The following is a 17501-nucleotide window of genomic DNA, read 5'->3' as shown; positions in this document are numbered from 1 at the left end:
ATAATTTCTTTGTCGAATTTATTACGGTGGTTACTCTCTTTTGCATAAGCGGCCTGAACATCTGAGCTAAGTATATAACCACCCATTTCGCGTGCTCGAACAATTGAATTAAATGAGGCATATTTCCCTGTAATTCCTATCGTTCGGCGTATTTCTGGATTGGCAACTTTTATAATGGCAATGTTTTTCCATAGCTCAGGGTTTGCCTGCATACCAAGAAAAACTTCGGTTGGCGACATTCCTTCCCAGCTTGTTTTTTTAGCCACTTTTCGAAGTATTTCCGACGCCAGTGTAGAAACGGGCTCTACGCGGCCTTTTCTGTCCTGAATAAGCAAACTCTCGAACGACTCGGCGTGATCGCTGTTAAGTGGTGCGGGTGTTGCAACTTGTGCCTGTGCGCTAATACTCAACAATACGCCCGTTACCAAAACAGCAAACAGTTTCTTGCGTTTTTCGCGTAGTTGTGCCGATGCTTTCAGCAAGGTTTTAAAACGACTGTTTCGGTTAAACAAAGTTAGCACCATCCCGATGGCCATAATCAGGTAACCAAAATAAGTTACTGATGTTCCTGTTGAGTCGTGGTTTACGGAAAGAATTGTGCCGCGCTCATCCGTATCGTACGACGATTGGAAGAAACGATATCCTTTGTATTTCAGAATGTTATTCATGAAAATGCGGAATGGCATTTCGGTGCTACCGTCTTTTAAAACCACTTCGCTGGCATATGATGACGGGCTCATTGAACCCGGGTAACGTTCGAGCTGGAAATCGTTAAGCTGAATGGCGAAAGGAAGCTTTATTATTCGCGATCCGTATGAAACCGACACAGTCATTCCATCGATGGATGTAGTGAAAAAATCGCCAACTTCTCTAGTCCTTCCATAAACAATCAACTCCTTACTTTCTTCACCAGTTGAAATCGCAGCTTTAAAAGCATCCGGAGGGCTCATTTCCTGTGATGGTTTTTGGTAAACCAATTGAACCGAAGCAGTTGGAAGAAACTGTTTAATGGCAAACGTGAGGTTTTTATACGTATAGGCCTTTTGCGTATCTACCAGCTTTTCAGAACCAGGAGCTATCAACTCACTGTTGTCGCTCATCATTCCTGATACCTGAATGGTATCGTTAGCAGAAACATAAAGGTTCCCATCCTTTAAACTCAGTTCAATATCAGTAGTTAAATTGTTGCCGAAACCCAGCGTTAAACCATTTAATGTTTTAGTGTTATCGTTTCTGAGTGTAAAGTCTTTTCGCGACGCACCATTTTCAACTGTAATAAGCGAAACAATTGGTTCACCATTCGGATCGAGAACGACGTTTTCCACCGCCGATGGCATAAATTGCTGATTGCTGATGTGTATTGTTTTTCCTTTAAAATGTATTTTTTCTGAGAAACGGTTGGCGGTGTATGGCGAGAATTTAACTTCGCTCGATTCTTCTATTGTTTCGGTACCATCAGTAACCTTAACCGTTACAAACGATGCTTCGGAAACGATATAATCCGACGAACTGTTTTCGCGAATATGCATGCTGCCTTCATAACCGTAATAACGGGTAATCATTGCACCTACACCAATTACGATAAAGGACAGGTGAAAAAGCAGAATTGTCCATTTTTTCCGTGCAATAAGTTTGTATTTAAAAACACTGCCAACGATGTTAATGCAGAGTATAAACAACAAAATTTCGAACCACCTGGAATTATAAATGAGAATTTTTGCAGTAATGGTACCATAATCGTTTTCGATAAAGGTGGCGTAACCAATTGCTATTGCAAAAATTACCACAAGAATTCCGGTAAAAAACATGGAAAAAAGGAATGAACTTAGCTTCTTCATAATTAGTAGTTGTCTGAATAAAACACTAAAAAAATTCCTTTGTTTGAAAAAACAAAGGAATTTTTCACAAAATAAAAATTTTAAAAAAATTAGTTTGTTGTAGGATCGTCGTGAGCAATTACTTTCACAAATTCAGCATAATTCCATGCTTTTTTAGGAGCCACATGGCCTTCTGGTTTTTCACCAAGGTGACATGCTTTACAGGTTTCTTCTGTTGGGTCAGTCATTCCTTTTGAAAGAGCCATTGTTTTGTTCTTCATAATTGCAGCCGATTTATAGTGGCTACCAGGTCCATGGCATGATTCGCACGAAACTCCTTCGTCAGCTTTAAGACCGGCAAGTAAACCGCTGTCAACAGATCCGGCAGTTGAGTGGCATTTTAAACAGGTTGCATTGGTTTTATCGGCACCTTCCAAAGCATCCATTGCTTTGGCGTGTGGGCCTGCCTGCCAAACGTCAAACTGTTTGCCTTTTTCGGGCTTGTTATGGCACATCTTACATTTTGCAGCACCAATGTACTTGTAAGTTTGAGCGGTGGCTGCAGTACTAAATAAAACTGCAAGGCCTAAAAGAAAAATTAATTTTTTGAGTCTCATAATCGTGTATTTAAAATTTATATTACTTGTTTTCTGAAAAGTCTATTATAAGAATAATAAATATTGTGCCAAAATTTAATACAATGCTGTATGACACATTGAGCACATTTCACTTCTCCAGGCTTCGGCTATGTCAACCGGGTGTTGGAAATCCAAAGCTTCGAAAGCGGTTGAATATTGCATACTATCGCGGGTGCCCTGTGCTATAATGTTGTGGCACAGCGAACAGTCTTTTGAAATCGTCTTGTTTTCGGTTGTTGCATGGCGGTCGTTATGGCAACGGTAACATCCGTCTGATTCCATATGACCAATGTTATTTGGATATTCTTTCCAGCTGGCTTTCATAAACGGGAAAATGTTATTGGAATAATCTTCCTGGATAGCAGCTATTGCCTGGTCGATTTCCGTTTTTTTAGTTTCGTAAACATCCGGGTAGCCACTTTCAAACCAGTCTTTGATCTGGTTTTCGATAGCAATCATTGCTGTGTCTTTATTTGGATAATCCTGGTAAAGGGCCATCATGGCGGCCAGTTTTATGGCAGGTAATTCGGTTGAGATTTTGCCCTCTGCCATCGACTGATCGATAAAGTTTTGCGGAGCATTGTAATTGTGCGAAGGCCTGTTATGGCAATCCAAACAATCCATTACCCGTGTTTCCAACGAATCGAGCTCTGCTTCTGAAACCATGCTCATTTCATCGGTGTAAATGTATTCTTCTCCGGTTTTTGTATTTGTATATTTTACCCACGGAATAATCTGACGTTTTTCGTCAAGTGCTTTGTATTCAATTTTCACCTCGGGGCTAATGTGCTGGTGTATACCTTTTATCACTCCCTGAGGAGTTACCTGTGTACTTGTTTTTACCTGCAAATGAACAATATGTTCGGTGTTTTCTTCATCGGTTAAAAATGAATGTTTTACCCTCATTTTATTATCGTAGAATTTCTCCGGCCAGTGGCATTCTTCGCAGGTTTCGCGTGCCGGACGCAGATTGGCAATTGGGGTAGGGATTGGCTGTGGATATTTGTTGGCCAAAACAGAGTATACCTGGTATAAACCCGACAGTTTACTTTTTACATACCAGCTGGCTCCCGAACCAACGTGGCACTCCACACAGGCAACACGCTCGTGCGACGAACCGTGGTAGGTTACGTATTCCGGCTCCATAACCTCGTGACACAACTTTCCGCAAAATTCTACCGATTCGGTGTAATGAAAAGCTTCGTAACTTCCTACGGATGAAATAATCAGAAGAAAAATTGTTCCAACGATAAAAATTGTGCTGGCATTACGGGTTGCCAGATTATTAAAATCTAAAATAGGCCAGTTTAAACGTTTGCCTTCTTTTTCAGCCAACCGCGCTTTCTTTCGGTAGATTCGCATCCCCAGCGGGATCATGAGTAATCCAACGATCAAAAATACCGGAAGGATGATGAAAATAAATAAACCAATATATTGACCACCAAATCCGAAAGCTACATTCAAAAGAAATAAAGCGAGGATGCTGGCCAGGTTGAAAACAGCTAAAACTGCTCCTGTAATCGATACCCAGTTTCTTATGGAAGACGGTAATTTCATAATTTTTCGTTTATTGGTTTGATGTAAAATCTACTGATCCAAGATTATAATTTTCCTTTAATTATTCAAGGTCAGATACTTATTTATAAATTGTCTATATACGCAATGTTAATTTGAAACTATGTTCTGAACATGAAGTTTTAATATTTCTTTAGATTTATATATTTGTCATGTTTACTGTTTGTTATACTACTAATTCACTAGGGTTAAGTATTGTAAATTGTATTTTCATTCTTTTCGGTTTTTCGCCTTTTAATGGAAAATTAAAGAGTAAATTATCAGTATTATCATCATTACACCGGCGAAAAGTGCAGTGAATCCAAAGATTTTTATCGTTCTCATCCTCTCTTTCGTAAACTCTTTTTCAACGCGAACTTCATTTATTTTCCCTGATTTTACCAGTTGCTCATATTCGTGTGGTCGATCTTTTTTGTATTCTTCCTCCAGTACATATCCCGTGAAAATTACAGTATCCATCGGGAAGGATTCGGGGCGCAGGTGTGTATTAAAAAAGTGAATGGTAAAAATAAATCCAACAGCAAGTAAAGCCTCGTCGCTGTGTATAATCTGAGCTACATTAATAAGCCAGCCGGGCAGGAATTTGGTGAAGAATTCGGGGAACCATAGCATTAATCCGGTTGAGCCAATTACAAGCACTCCCCAGAATACAGCGAAGTAGTCGAATTTTTCCCAATAAGTCCATCTTCCATAGTTTGGCCGGGGACCAATTCCTATAAACCATTTAATTGATGCCCAAAAGTCGCGAATGTCTTTCCGGTTAAACATCAGCGAGTTACTGCTGAAAATAAATTTGCTGACTTTTATTCCATGTTTAAACTTAACTTTTAATAGCGCTACCACATGGAATATAAAATATCCGAAAGTTACAAGGGCAGCCGTTCGATGAATAAAACCTGCAATATGGGCACCGCCAATGGCTTCGGCCAAAAACTGGGCCCAGGGCATGTAGGCAAATTTCAAAATCATTCCGGTAAGAGCAAGCAGTATGAAACTTACTATTACAAAAATGTGGGTTATCCTGTTTTTCTTCTGGAAACGCCTGATATACATTTGTTTGCCCAAAGGTTTTGGTTCCTTTCGTTTTTTTATCATGGCACCCAGCGACCGGGGTATCCACAATAAGGTGTGCAGGCCGAAAAAGGCAAACACGCTTAACAGTAATCCGGTCATTGCCCAGAATGTGTAATAGAGCCATGGGAAATTGCTTTTATCGTAGTGAGTGGCATGTGTCAGGTAACCGGTAAATTTCATATTGGCATCAGTATGACATTTCGAGCAGGTGGCAACAATATTTCGTGGACTGATCGTTGATTTTGGATTGTCCATCCGATAGATATTGTGAGCACCGTGGCAGTCGGAACAACGTGCAGCCTCAAGGTAACCCAATTGATACACTTTCCCATGATAGGTTTCGAGGTAAGTTTCTGCCAGTTCCTGGTGGCACTGTCCGCACTGAGAGCTGATTTCCGACATAAATTTGCTTTCATGCACTTCGGAAATGTTGTGGGCCGAGTGGCAGGTTTCGCAGGTAGGGAATTTCAACTCTTCGGTGTTGGCACCAATACCGTGTTCGCTTTCAATATACTGGTCGTAAATTCCTTTGTGACAATTTCCACAAGTTTTTGCCAGGTTGGCCGGATTTACCGACGATCGTTCATCATCTTCTTTTAACATGAAGTGTGTGGTGTGGCAATCGGTACAAATAGCGGCCGACAACAGTCCTTTTTCCTCCAGACTTTTTCCGTGAACACTTGTTGAATAATCATAATAGGCATCGGTTTCCTTCAGGTTGGTACCGGCAACTGCCTGGCCATTTTCTTTATGGCATTCGCCACAAAGTTTTGGTACCGCAGAGCGGAACGTAGGCGAATTTACATTCTCGGAAGGAACAACAAGGTGCGACCCGTGGCAATCGGTACAATATGGTGCATTTTCGTGTTTGGCAAAATAAGCCTCTCCATGGCCGCTTTGGAAATAGATCTCGGATTCCTCTGCATGGCAACTCGAACAATCGACTTTATCCGCAGTTTCACACGGACGGGCAATATTTGCGGTAACATCCGAGTGGCATTTAACACAGGTAATGTTATTGTGGGCCGAATTAACAAATTCATTTACATCAACATGAAGAGAAACCTGCTTGTCGTCAATTACTTTATGAATATCGGGTTGTTCGTGGCATTTTAAGCAGGTTTTATCTGAAATGTTTTCAATAATATTTTTCAACTCAACTTTGTGTGGAGGATGGCAATCGGTGCAAGCCGGAATTGCCCCCGGGCTTTTCTCCCAAAGTTCCTTGTTGATTATTTTTATGTGTACATCTTCAATTCGTGCATGGCATTGCATACAGGTTGCTGCAATGTTTTTCTCCGAAATGCTGGAGTTCATATTGGTGTGGGGGAGGATAAGGTGGTTGCCGTGGCAGTTGTTGCAGGTGGCAGTTACCACCAAACCACTGCTAAATAATCCTTTTCCGTGAATGCCCTGTGTGTAATTTTCAACAATGTTGTGCTCGCCAATATTGTAGGCCCGTGCAACCGGCGCACCTTCACGGTGGCAGGTTCCGCACAAAACCGGAATATTCATTTTATAGGTGCGCGATTGCGGATCGGCTGAGCTCAGTATCCTGTGTGTTCCGTGGCATTCGGCACAGTTGGGCGCATTTCGTGAGCCTTTTTCAAAAGCCATTCCATGAACACCATCCATGAACTTTGTCATGGCTTCGTCATGGCAGTCGCCACAATTTACTGGTTGCAGTTTATCGGCATGAGGAAATTCGTCAACATCAGCATCCGTATGGCACGATATACATTCCAGGTAATTGTGTACTGAATTTTCGAGAATACCGGCAGGAATATACCTCGAAACTTCCCGTCCGTTTACAATGGTAAATAGTTCCGGGTCGTCGTGGCACATGGCACAATCATCATTGGATTGTGCCATCAATTTAAATCCGGGCATCAGAAGCAAACCGGCGATTAAAAAGATTTTAACCAGCCCTGAATTTGCTCCGGTGCATACATCGAACAGATTTTTAGTTAAAGTTTTGCTCAAGTACTTCATGCTAAGCCGTCTTTAATATAATTACTAAATCCCTTATCTCAGCCTACCTTGCGAGCCAACCATGCATTATTTGTGTGCCGCTATTTTTGTCTTGTTTTCTTTCTTCGCCCTCTTTCCTGTCGTTTTATTGTTTATTTATGACTTGCTTTTCTCTTGTTAAAATTATACGTGGTGCCAACCGTTTACAATACTTCTGAAATTATCAAGCGGCGACTTGCCAATTGATGCAATGTAAAGGTGAATAATCAGGAATATGGAAATAAAGAATCCCATAGCCGAATGTGTTACGGCAGTGATAAGAACACCACTGATGTTGTAAATTTTATTAAAAATCAGCTCGGGAAACATTAATCCGATACCCGAAACTATTACCAACGGAACAATAATGTACATTACGATTAGGTAAGTATATTTTTGCAACGGATTGAATTTACGTTTTTCAGAAAGTGGGTAAGGAGCTTTCATTCCGTGAAACATTCCCCACGCGTAGTAGTACGCCTGTTTCATTGGGCGTTTCAAAAAATTCTTTGGTTTTACAATGTAGAACTTTTTATTTGAGGTTACCATGTTACCTATTAAAAACAAAAGGTAGTTTAAGGATACTATTACTCCGGCATAATTATGCACGGTAATAATAAGTTTAAAGCTGATAACGGATTCCTCAAAACCCGAGTTCATGCTTATTCCGGTAATGATAAGAAGAATAATACCCAGGGCGTTTATCCCATGCCAAATACGTAACCAAAGTGGGTAGAAGTATATTTTGTTTTCTGAGCTCATTGTTATTTCTTTTTGATGATAATTCTAAATATTACGTGGATGATAATTCCAGCCATAGCTGCGAAAAAGATGATTAAACTAATCGTTCTTAAAATTGGAATCTGGTGCGATCCAATCACGTAATTTTCATTCGAAAGTACACCAAGTGCAGATCCGTCTTCGGCTCTTTCCTGCAGGTTTTGGTATTTGTATAACGATGCTTTTAACAACGAGTTGGCAGAGTGGCATTCGGCACAACGGCGCACTGCATCTTCTTTTGCAAGAATGTTGTGCGAAACCATTAAGTCGTCTTCAACCGCAGTATGGCACTCAATACAACGTACATGTTTAAAATGGAGCTCCTGATTTGGCAGCCAGTCGTGAATATCAACAACGGCAGATTTAAGATCGCCGGATACCAGACTAAACCTTTTCATATCGTTATGACACGATAAACACATGTCGTTACTGTTTTCAACAATCTCAACAATACTGCTACTTGTGCGTGCAGTGGTAGAGTAGTAGTGTTGATCGTGACATTTTGAACAGGTAAAGTTATCGCCAAAACCCTGACGGTGTATACTCTTGTTAACTTCTTCGTCAATCTTTTCAAACTCGTATTTTGCAAACGACTCATCGCCGCCATGACAATCCAGGCATGTCATCATTGGCTCCAGCTTTAATGTTGCTGCATGCGGATAGGTAGTGTAGTCGAATGAGTGGCAATCCGTACAATCGAAATTCTGATGAACACCTGTACGTAATCTTAAGGTATCGATTATCAGGTACGGATTCATTAGACGTTTCTCCTCCGTATCCATCATGTCGTTATGGAATGAATAGGTTTGCTGGGAGTGACACTTTAAACAATCGTGACTTGTGGGATCGTCGTAAAATTGCCCGAAACTTTTTAACGTGATTGTCAAAAGCATCAGGATTTGTAATGGAATGAAATATTTCATGGGTTAATTCGTGTAAATAGATCTGAAGTATTGCAATAACTTTATGGAATGAAAAATGGTAATATCGTTTTTATCGGATATTACCATCTTTATCATTTATACTTTTTAATCGATTAGAACATCCAGATACGGGTTATGGTAAAACCAACGGCCAAACCTTTATTGGTCCAATCTGCTTGGTTATACATCATCATATCCTGTGGGAGAATACCCTGTGCTGTTCCAACATAAATTTGGAATGCGTGGGTAAAGGTAAAGAATTCAACACCAAACGACAGGTTTTCTTTAGCATGAGTATCCCAGGTGTATTGCTCTGAAATATCTTTGATCTTTAGAGGCTTGTCGTAGTTGAAAATAAATGATCCTTGTGGAGAAAATTTAATTTTTCCACTAAAATGAAGCCCAACAACATCATGGTTGTAATCCCAATCTGACATATTATAGTGCGTAAAACTTGCGGCGGCTTGCAATGAAGCCCAATCGCCGAATTTACGCGTTACCATAGCTTGTGAGAAATACGATAATCTGTCGTTCAAATCGATATAATTAGGCATTGTCTGGCCTTTTGTATCTACAGTTTTACCAGTTCCAATCGATTCGGAATTTCTTCCATCAATAGCAACATTACCAAATAAGGTGAACGATATTGGCATACCGCTTGTTTTTTGCTGAAGTACTTTCCACTTCGCATTAAGATCGGTATACATGAATTTTTTGGTAATACCTGCTCCGATTTGAAAATTTTTGACAGGAACATAATTTAGTCCTAATCTTACATTAGAACCCGGAGCATAAATTCCCCACAGATCGGATCTCCCGTTTTCAAGTGTTCCAAATTTGTGTTGAATAACAAATTCCAGTGTTCGTGCATCAGGAATAAAAGATGTTTGTGCATCAATCAGAATACCACTGTTAAAAGCGTAAACCGGATCGGCTGCCTCTTCCTGAGCAAATGAACTGGAAAAAGTAACTCCTAAAATAATTAGAATCAATATGTATTTTTTCATCATTATCAGTTTAGGTTTTTTTAATTATTTTGAGCTCCTTGCGTAATCCAGGTTAGCACCAATGCTGCCTCAGATTCCGAATATTTAACGTGGCTTCCTGTTGGACTTGGTTTGGTGTAAATCAAACTTGATGCAGGATCAGAAGTATTAATATAACGGCTGCTATTGAGCGAATTATAGGCATTCGAAGGAGTGAGATCCGGCATTTGATTACCAGTGGTATGGCATGCTGTACACTTTGCAGAGAAAATAGGAGTAATCTCGGCTGAAAACGATACCTCAGGTGCATCGGGATCAGTAGGATCGATAACCTCTTCTTCAACAATCCAATTGTACGCACAGCCACCAAAAATCAATCCTATAAGAAATATTGATAATATAATTTTTAGTGCTTTCATAATAATATTCAAGTTTATTGAAAAAAAAGACTTCCCGAGAGAAGTCTTTTCACTCTATTTCTTTTAATTAATTAGCTGCCATCGCAGCTAATTCAGCTTCCATTGCCTCTATTGAATTTCTCAATAACGCTTTTACGTATTTAGGATTATGAGCACCCAAACTACGATCTTCTTCTAATCCCTCCCAGTTGAAAAATGCCTGTACCTGTATTGTTGGGAATACTCCTCCATCAGGATTATCACGTGAGTTGACAGGGTGATAGCCATGCTCGTCATCTCCTTCAATCACACCCAAAGCAAGTAATTGGTCACGAAGTTCAACTAACATCTCGTGTACCTCAGTTTGAACACCTCCATAGTTGTAGTCATCCAAATCTGCATCGTGACATTCGTTACATGAAGCAAGACTAGGAATAAATGAGTGACCACCTTCTTCGTTTGTGAATTCGGCCATATGACAACCTACACAAGAAGCTTGAGTTAAGTGTTTTGAAGAACCTGGTTCAGGATAAGCAACTGATCCGGGAATTTCGGCTAAACCCATACCTGCCACAACATTACCTTGAGTACCGTAGTGAGGACCATAGTGAGAACTTGTTATTTCAAATGAATCTGGTAATACTTCTAAACCATAACCAGGTTCAGATCTTCTTGACTGGTGACAGTTTGCACATAAGTTGCTGTTTCCACCAAGATCCATAGTTAATGTATTGTCATAAATTGGATTGACTGGGTCGTGCAAGCGTAATGCATAATCCTGTCCTTCAAATGTTTCGTGAAGTCCGTGGCAAGTATTACATTCCCAGGCTGAAGGATTGGAGATATCTCCAAGAACTTCGCCCAAAGTTGCAAACTGAACAAAACCCTCGTGAGAGTGGCATTGTGCACATGATTGACGTCCGCCGGCATAATCAACTGCAATAGCACCTACAGCGTGTGCCGACATCCAGAACTGTCCTTGTTTTGCTTCCATATTAGTTCCTGAGTGGCAAACTAAACAAGTAACTTGTCCGTCAACACCATCAGTACCATCTGTTCCGTCAGCACCGTCAGCACCGCCAGGTCCCATTGGGCCTTCCTTTGTACATGAAGAAAACATGAATGCCAGAATGAATCCTAGCATGAATAATTTTGAGATAGATTTGTAATTCATAACGTAGTATATTAGGTAATTTATATTTGTTATTATACTTTACGATATAAAAGTAGTAGGATAACTATTAAGAAATCTAGGGGGGAGAATGATATAACTGAATGGCTAAATTGATAATAAACAAGCCAATAATTGATATATGTTAATTATCCGTTTTCGCTAATAGAAACTAGTGAACTTTCGTCTAATATGCTTATTGTATTACCCTTGGTATTTATGTATTTGGAATCTTTAAATTGATGAAGTATTCTTACAAAGCTTTCTTTTGTCATGTTCGACATTTCGGCTAATTCCTGCCTCGTAAGCGGCACGGAAAACTCATTGGAATTGAAAATTTCGTTCTTTAAATACAGTAATGTGTCGGCTACCCGGCCGGGCATATATTTTTGTGTATGGTCGACCAGTTTTTTTAGCAGAAAATTATTTTGTTTGGTATGGTTGCGTAGTAATTTAATGGCAAACTCGTTGTTTTTTCCAAAAATGCTGGTCAGGTTCGCCGAGTCGATCATACAACATTTAACCTTAGTTATTGCCGAAACGCTAAAATGCTGAAAGTTTCCGTTGAAAAGACCTCCACCACTGATAAAGTCGCCGGCTTTGGCAATACGGACTATTACATTTTTACCGTTCGCACTTTCAACATAAAATTTAGCCAGACCTTCATTAATACATATTACGGAAGTTGAAGCCGTATTTTGCTTAGTAATTGTTTCGCCAACATTATATACAATTTGCCTTTTTTTGTCAATTAGAAAGTCTATTTCTTCCTGGCTGAGGGGTGAAAAGATATTATTTCTATGCTCTTTGATACACGATTTGCAACCTTCTCCATGAAGCTTACCACTTTTGTTACAATTGTCGGTATTTATATGGGTCATTTTAAAGTTTTGGTATTTAGTTAATTATAGTTGTCAGGTTTGTCTTAATGTCATATTCAGCACTGTTCTGTTTTAGAACTTCAACATAGTAAAATATTTCAATATTTAAAAGCGTACATTAATTCTATCATAGATATGAACTAATGTGAAAATTAGTAATTAAAAACGGGAAAGTATCAAAATATGACGGAAAAACAGGGTAGAATTTTTCTGTTATCCAACAGCTAGGAGTTACCGTAAAAATGGAGGAGAGATGTAAAAAAATCAGGTGAGCCGCGTACCCCGCCCGGTTGCAATATTTTCGGGGTTGGTAATCAGAATTTCCTGTACGCCTTTTGCTTTTGCCCTGAAACCGTTATCCAGTTTTGGTATCATTCCTTCGCTGATAACACCTTCTGTTTTGTATTGATCAAATAATTTGTAGTCGAGATCGTAAATTACGGATGATTCATCGTTTGGATCGGTTAAAACCCCACGTTTTTCGAAACAATAGAAAAGATAAACCTTAAAGTAATTTGATAATTCAATAGCTAATTCCGACGCAATGGTATCGGCATTGGTATTTAGCATCTGGCCTTTTGCATCGTGGGTTAGTGGTGCAACCACCGGAATAACGTTTTCATTGATGAGCATCCGTAGTTCGCGTGCATTCACGTCGTCAACATCGCCAACAAATCCGTAATCCACAACTTGTACCGGGCGTTTGTGGGCTTTTATTAATCCGAGGTCGGCTCCGGTAAGGCCAATTGCGTTCATGTCTCGTGCCTGTAATCCGGCCACAATTCTTTTATTTACCAAACCTCCGTACACCATGGTAACCACTTCAAGCATATCGGCATCAGTAATCCGGCGGCCATCAACCATTTTGGTCTCAATTCCCAATCGTTTTGCAATTTCGGTAGCAGTACGTCCTCCACCGTGAACCAGTAATTTGTTTCCCGAAATTTTACGAAACTGATCGAGCAGTGCATCTAGTGATTCAGGTTCTTCAACTACTTTTCCTCCTACTTTAATGATTGTTAGCCTATCCATGATTTTACTGATTACTTGTTGTTTTTGCTTGTCTCGCCTGATAAACGTTGATTACTGTTTAAAATTGTAAGTACAAAGTTACGTTAGTGTGCCTAGAGTTTTAAAAAGTTCTCCAATATTTTTGCGCCAACGGTTCCACTTTTTTCCGGGTGAAACTGTGAGGCATAAAAATTATCGCGGTGCAAAGCCGCACTAAACGGAAGAATATAATCGCAGGTAGCAATGGTATGCTCGCTTTTTTCGGCGTAATACGAATGCACAAAATAAACATACTCATTTTCCAGCTCTGAGGTAAAAAGATCGCTTTTCAGGTCTTTTATGGCATTCCAGCCCATGTGTGGAACTTTGGTAATATATTCTTCGCCGGGTTTTGGAATAAAACGTTTTACTTTTTCATCGAAAATACCCAGGCACTCGGTATCGTTTTCTTCCGAATGCGAGCACATCAACTGAAGCCCGAGACAAATTCCCAAAACCGGTTGCTTTAGCGATACGATCAGTTCATCGAGTTTGTTTTCGCGCAGGTAGGCCATTGTTGTGCTGGCCTCGCCAACTCCCGGAAAGATAACTTTGTCGGCATTTCTGATCTTTTCGTGATCGGCCGTTATTTCCGCATTTACACCCAGTCGGTTAAGCGCATTGTTTACCGACTCGATGTTTCCGGCGTTATATTTTATTATTACAATGTTCATTTCTATTCGGGTTTATTCTTTCAGTAAAAGATCAATCACCTCAACCATTTCATTGAATTCGTCTTCTTTAAAAAGGCGGGTTAAATAAACTATTTTACCTGTTTTGTCGATAATTACATTTCGTGTAACACCGGCACCCTCTGCTGCAAATGTGTAAAAGATTTCAGCGCCCGGATCAAGAGCCAACGGATAGGTAATTTTCATTGTTTCCTTAAAATCCTTAACCTTATCAAGCGGCTCGTCCATGTCAACGCCAATCAACACAAAATCATCATTATCCTTGTGTTTTTGCCAGATATCTTTTTCAATATGTGGCATTTCTTTTCGGCATACCGAACACCAGCTGGCGGTAAATTGCAACATTGTTATTTTGCCTTTTAAATCGGCGGTTGAGACTTTGGTGCCGTCGGTAAGTTCCATTGTAATTTCAGGCATTTGCTGGCCAATTTTTACAATGTAACCGTAATCGACAGGAATTTCTTTTTCCGGAATTGTACTTAGTTGCGCAAATGCAGACATTGCTAAAAATGTTATGCTGAGAATGGATAATAATCTTTTCATATTCTTTTTTGTTACTGGTTGCTTGTTTCAGGTTACTGGTTAACTTTTTTCATTCCAGTGCCTTTCAACATATTCAATGAATTTATTGAGTTTTTTCCCTAAAAGTTCATAATCTGATATCAAATCGTTTAAGCCTTTTGAATCAAAGTGAAGTTCATTGATCATCGTTAACTGTGAGTTGGCTTCATCACACGAAGCCTGAGCATAAACCAGAAACCGGATAAAATCTTGTTTGTATCGGTTTCTTCCATAGCCCTCAACAATATTGTCTTTTATGCTTTTTGTTGAGCGTCTGACCTGACTTCCTTGTTCATAGAGTTCGTAAGCAGGTAAAGTTAAGGTCATTTTATGAACTTTTATAGCTAGTTGATAGGCTGACTGATAAATTTCCAAATCTCTATAACTTTTCATAATCTTTTATCTTAGCTAATTTTTGTGATTGACTAAAACCTGTAACTTGTAACCTGCAACTCGGTTTTTAATTAAACACAACCGTTCTGTTTCTGTAAACCAGTACTTTACGCTGAAGGTGTTTGTATACGGCCTGCGAAAGAACGATTTTCTCCAAATCGCGACCTTTGCGAATCAATTTTTGTATCGTATCAACGTGGCTGCAGCGGGTAACATCCTGTTCGATAATCGGCCCTGCATCCAGCTCGGAAGTAACATAATGACTTGTTGCACCAATAATTTTTACTCCGCGCTCATGGGCTGCATGATAAGGTTTAGCACCCGCAAATGCCGGCAAGAACGAATGGTGGATGTTGATTACCTTATTCGGATAATTCTTCACAAAATCTTCCGACAGGATTTGCATGTAGCGCGCCAGCACCACAAAATCGATGTTGTTTTCCTTTAACAGTTTTAGCTCAGCTGCTTCCTGCTCTACTTTGTTTTCTTTGTTTATAGGGAAGTAGTGAAAATCAATATCAAAACGTTCGGCAACCGGACGCAACGTTTCGTGGTTGCTAATAATCATTGGTATTTCCACGTCCCATTCGCCGGCTGTGTAACGTGCCAGAATATCGAACAAACAATGTGGCATTTTAGAAACAAACAGGGCCATTCGCGGAACTTCATTTGAAAAATAGATCTTCCAGTTCATTTGCAACGGGCTGCCAATCAGGGTGTCGAAATATTCACCGATCTTATCGGCAGGAATGGCAAAATTCTCCAATTCCCATTCAACCCGCATGTAAAAAATCTTCTCCTGCCGGTCAACATGCTGATCGAGGTAAATAATGTTGCCCTTATTTTTATTCAGAAATTCAGTTACAGTTGCAAGGATTCCTTGTTTGTCCGGACAGTGAATCAGTAAGATCGCAGTGTCCTTTTTTTCGTTTAGTATTTTTATTGTCTTCATATTTTTTAACCGCAGAGTGACCAGAGAGTTACTCAGAGTTACGCGGAGTTTTATTTTTTGAATTTATTAATTACTCTTTTTAATCCTTTTACGAGTTGAAGCACATTAAAATTTATTAATAATCCAATTTTGCTATTGTTTAGTTTTAAATAAGTTAAAACTTGTGCTAAATGAATATCGTTTAATGCTTCAACTGATTTTACTTCTACAATTATTGTATCTTCAACTAAAAGGTCGAGTCTATAGCCGCATTCAAGCTTAACATCTTCGTATACAAGAGGAAGAGGTTTTTCTTTTTCAACTTTTAGTCCTGCTTTTTTTAATTCGTAAAAAAGACATTCCTGATAAGCAGATTCCAATAACCCGGGGCCCAGATTCTGGTGTACTTTAATCGCACATCCAATGATTTTTTCTGTAATTTGATTTTCAATCATATTCTGAGTTCTCTGAGTTTTCTCTCTATCTCTGCGGTAAAAAATTATAACATTCCTTTTGTTGATGGCAAATCAAAGTTAAATACATCGCGACGTATGGCCATTTTTATTGACTTTGCCAAAGCTTTAAAAATAGCCTCAATTTTATGGTGTTCGTTGGCACCTTCTGCCTTTATATTTAAATTACACAGTGCCGCATCGGAGAACGATTTAAAAAAGTGCATAAACATTTCAGTAGGCATATCACCTACCATTTCGCGTTTAAAATCGGCCTCCCAAACTAACCACGGACGTCCGCCAAAATCAATAGCAGCCATTACCAGACACTCGTCCATTGGCAGGCAAAAACCATAACGTTCCATGCCCAGTTTATTGCCAACAGCCTTTCTAAAAGCCTCGCCTAAAGCCAGCGCCGTATCTTCAATGGTATGATGCTCGTCAACCTCCAAATCGCCTTTTACCTGAATATTGAGGTCAACACCACTGTGGCGGCCAATTTGTTCCAACATGTGATCGAAAAAGCCCAAACCGGTTGAAATATTGCATACTCCTGATCCATCAAGATTTAACGTAACAGAAATTGCCGTTTCTTTCGTGGTTCGTTCAACCTTTGCTGTGCGTTGCGGTGATGCCACACACGCGTAAATATCGTCCCAGTCGTCGGAAATCAGAGCACAAACATCGGCCAGTCCTTCTTTTTCGAGTTCTTCAACCTGGTCGCCGTTATTAATAAATATGCCTTTTGCACCGAGGTTTTTCGCCAGCATGATATCGGTTTTTCGGTCGCCGATAACAAAACTGTTGGCTAAATCGTAATCGCCTTCAATGTATTTTGTAAGCATTCCGGTTGCCGGTTTGCGGGTAGTGGAGTTATCTTCCGGAAAGTGGCGGTCGATACAAATATCGTCGAAAACAACACCTTCGTTTTCAAAAGCTTTCAGAATAAAATTATGCACTGGCCAAAACGTATCTTCCGGAAACGAATCGGTGCCCAAACCATCCTGGTTGGTAACCATTACCAACTCGTAATCAAGGTTTTTGCGGATGTAGTGCATATTGCGGAAAACCTTGGGCAGAAACTCCAGCTTCTCAAATGCATCGATTTGTTCGTCTGCAGTTTCGTAGTTTAAGGTTCCGTCGCGGTCTATAAATAGTACTTTCTTCAT

Annotated in this window: 17 protein-coding genes; all 17 read right to left on the bottom strand. The window is 39.8% G+C overall.

What is annotated here, in order from left to right; genetic code table 11:
• Positions 1-1838: cytochrome c biogenesis protein ResB (locus ABZB17_RS02375; RefSeq protein WP_372647916.1), on the bottom strand; the 1838-nt coding region annotated here is incomplete at its 3' end.
• A gap of 89 nt (positions 1839-1927) precedes the next feature.
• Positions 1928-2434: a multiheme c-type cytochrome gene (locus ABZB17_RS02370; RefSeq protein WP_163323938.1), complete on the bottom strand. Its 507-nt coding sequence runs from the start codon at positions 2432-2434 to the stop codon at positions 1928-1930.
• 75 nt (positions 2435-2509) lie between these two features.
• Entirely contained in the window at positions 2510-4012 is a 1503-nt protein-coding gene (locus tag ABZB17_RS02365; RefSeq protein ID WP_372647914.1) for a NapC/NirT family cytochrome c, read from the bottom strand.
• 252 nt (positions 4013-4264) lie between these two features.
• Positions 4265-7096, bottom strand: coding sequence for a cytochrome c3 family protein (locus tag ABZB17_RS02360; protein ID WP_372647912.1), 2832 nt, complete (start codon positions 7094-7096; stop codon positions 4265-4267).
• Positions 7097-7258: 162 nt separating this feature from the next.
• Positions 7259-7876: a cytochrome b/b6 domain-containing protein gene (locus ABZB17_RS02355; RefSeq protein WP_045033315.1), complete on the bottom strand. Its 618-nt coding sequence runs from the start codon at positions 7874-7876 to the stop codon at positions 7259-7261.
• A 2-nt stretch (positions 7877-7878) separates the two neighbouring features.
• Positions 7879-8817: a cytochrome c3 family protein gene (locus tag ABZB17_RS02350; protein WP_372647910.1), complete on the bottom strand. Its 939-nt coding sequence runs from the start codon at positions 8815-8817 to the stop codon at positions 7879-7881.
• Between the two features lie 113 nt (positions 8818-8930).
• Positions 8931-9824, bottom strand: a complete 894-nt coding sequence (locus tag ABZB17_RS02345; protein WP_303918139.1) for a DUF5777 family beta-barrel protein — start codon at positions 9822-9824, stop codon at positions 8931-8933.
• A gap of 20 nt (positions 9825-9844) precedes the next feature.
• Positions 9845-10222: a hypothetical protein gene (locus ABZB17_RS02340; RefSeq protein WP_372647909.1), complete on the bottom strand. Its 378-nt coding sequence runs from the start codon at positions 10220-10222 to the stop codon at positions 9845-9847.
• Between the two features lie 67 nt (positions 10223-10289).
• A complete protein-coding gene (locus ABZB17_RS02335; protein ID WP_372647907.1) occupies positions 10290-11375 on the bottom strand; it encodes a hypothetical protein in 1086 nt (361 codons plus the stop codon).
• A gap of 146 nt (positions 11376-11521) precedes the next feature.
• A complete protein-coding gene (locus tag ABZB17_RS02330) occupies positions 11522-12253 on the bottom strand; it encodes a Crp/Fnr family transcriptional regulator (RefSeq protein ID WP_163323943.1) in 732 nt (243 codons plus the stop codon).
• A gap of 264 nt (positions 12254-12517) precedes the next feature.
• A complete protein-coding gene (argB, locus tag ABZB17_RS02325; RefSeq protein ID WP_372647905.1) occupies positions 12518-13285 on the bottom strand; it encodes an acetylglutamate kinase in 768 nt (255 codons plus the stop codon).
• A 92-nt stretch (positions 13286-13377) separates the two neighbouring features.
• On the bottom strand, positions 13378-13977 hold the full coding sequence (gene hisH, locus ABZB17_RS02320) for an imidazole glycerol phosphate synthase subunit HisH (RefSeq protein ID WP_372647903.1): 600 nt from the start codon (positions 13975-13977) through the stop codon (positions 13378-13380).
• Between the two features lie 12 nt (positions 13978-13989).
• Complete coding sequence (locus ABZB17_RS02315; protein ID WP_372647901.1) at positions 13990-14538, bottom strand: TlpA family protein disulfide reductase; 549 nt, start codon at positions 14536-14538, stop codon at positions 13990-13992.
• 39 nt (positions 14539-14577) lie between these two features.
• Positions 14578-14949 (bottom strand): four helix bundle protein, encoded by a 372-nt coding sequence (locus tag ABZB17_RS02310; RefSeq protein WP_045033306.1) that lies wholly within the window; start codon positions 14947-14949, stop codon positions 14578-14580.
• A gap of 67 nt (positions 14950-15016) precedes the next feature.
• Positions 15017-15901, bottom strand: coding sequence for a formyltetrahydrofolate deformylase (gene purU, locus ABZB17_RS02305; RefSeq protein ID WP_372647899.1), 885 nt, complete (start codon positions 15899-15901; stop codon positions 15017-15019).
• A 50-nt stretch (positions 15902-15951) separates the two neighbouring features.
• Positions 15952-16335: a GxxExxY protein gene (locus ABZB17_RS02300; RefSeq protein ID WP_372647898.1), complete on the bottom strand. Its 384-nt coding sequence runs from the start codon at positions 16333-16335 to the stop codon at positions 15952-15954.
• Between the two features lie 44 nt (positions 16336-16379).
• A complete protein-coding gene (gene hisB / locus ABZB17_RS02295) occupies positions 16380-17501 on the bottom strand; it encodes a bifunctional histidinol-phosphatase/imidazoleglycerol-phosphate dehydratase HisB (RefSeq protein WP_372647897.1) in 1122 nt (373 codons plus the stop codon).

The sequence above is a fragment of the Draconibacterium sp. genome, from assembly GCF_041583095.1.
GTDB lineage: Bacteria > Bacteroidota > Bacteroidia > Bacteroidales > Prolixibacteraceae > Draconibacterium.
Note: the sequence above shows the minus strand (reverse complement) of the source record. Positions and strands in the feature narration are given on the sequence as shown.

Coding starts and splice junctions, on each gene's coding strand:
- ABZB17_RS02370 (WP_163323938.1), bottom strand. CDS start 2,434: ATGAGACTCAAAAAATTAATTTTTCTTTTAGGCCTTGCAGTTTTATTT.
- ABZB17_RS02365 (WP_372647914.1), bottom strand. CDS start 4,012: ATGAAATTACCGTCTTCCATAAGAAACTGGGTATCGATTACAGGAGCA.
- ABZB17_RS02360 (WP_372647912.1), bottom strand. CDS start 7,096: ATGAAGTACTTGAGCAAAACTTTAACTAAAAATCTGTTCGATGTATGC.
- ABZB17_RS02355 (WP_045033315.1), bottom strand. CDS start 7,876: ATGAGCTCAGAAAACAAAATATACTTCTACCCACTTTGGTTACGTATT.
- ABZB17_RS02350 (WP_372647910.1), bottom strand. CDS start 8,817: ATGAAATATTTCATTCCATTACAAATCCTGATGCTTTTGACAATCACG.
- ABZB17_RS02345 (WP_303918139.1), bottom strand. CDS start 9,824: ATGAAAAAATACATATTGATTCTAATTATTTTAGGAGTTACTTTTTCC.
- ABZB17_RS02340 (WP_372647909.1), bottom strand. CDS start 10,222: ATGAAAGCACTAAAAATTATATTATCAATATTTCTTATAGGATTGATT.
- ABZB17_RS02335 (WP_372647907.1), bottom strand. CDS start 11,375: ATGAATTACAAATCTATCTCAAAATTATTCATGCTAGGATTCATTCTG.
- ABZB17_RS02330 (WP_163323943.1), bottom strand. CDS start 12,253: ATGACCCATATAAATACCGACAATTGTAACAAAAGTGGTAAGCTTCAT.
- argB (WP_372647905.1), bottom strand. CDS start 13,285: ATGGATAGGCTAACAATCATTAAAGTAGGAGGAAAAGTAGTTGAAGAA.
- hisH (WP_372647903.1), bottom strand. CDS start 13,977: ATGAACATTGTAATAATAAAATATAACGCCGGAAACATCGAGTCGGTA.
- ABZB17_RS02315 (WP_372647901.1), bottom strand. CDS start 14,538: ATGAAAAGATTATTATCCATTCTCAGCATAACATTTTTAGCAATGTCT.
- ABZB17_RS02310 (WP_045033306.1), bottom strand. CDS start 14,949: ATGAAAAGTTATAGAGATTTGGAAATTTATCAGTCAGCCTATCAACTA.
- purU (WP_372647899.1), bottom strand. CDS start 15,901: ATGAAGACAATAAAAATACTAAACGAAAAAAAGGACACTGCGATCTTA.
- ABZB17_RS02300 (WP_372647898.1), bottom strand. CDS start 16,335: ATGATTGAAAATCAAATTACAGAAAAAATCATTGGATGTGCGATTAAA.
- hisB (WP_372647897.1), bottom strand. CDS start 17,501: ATGAAGAAAGTACTATTTATAGACCGCGACGGAACCTTAAACTACGAA.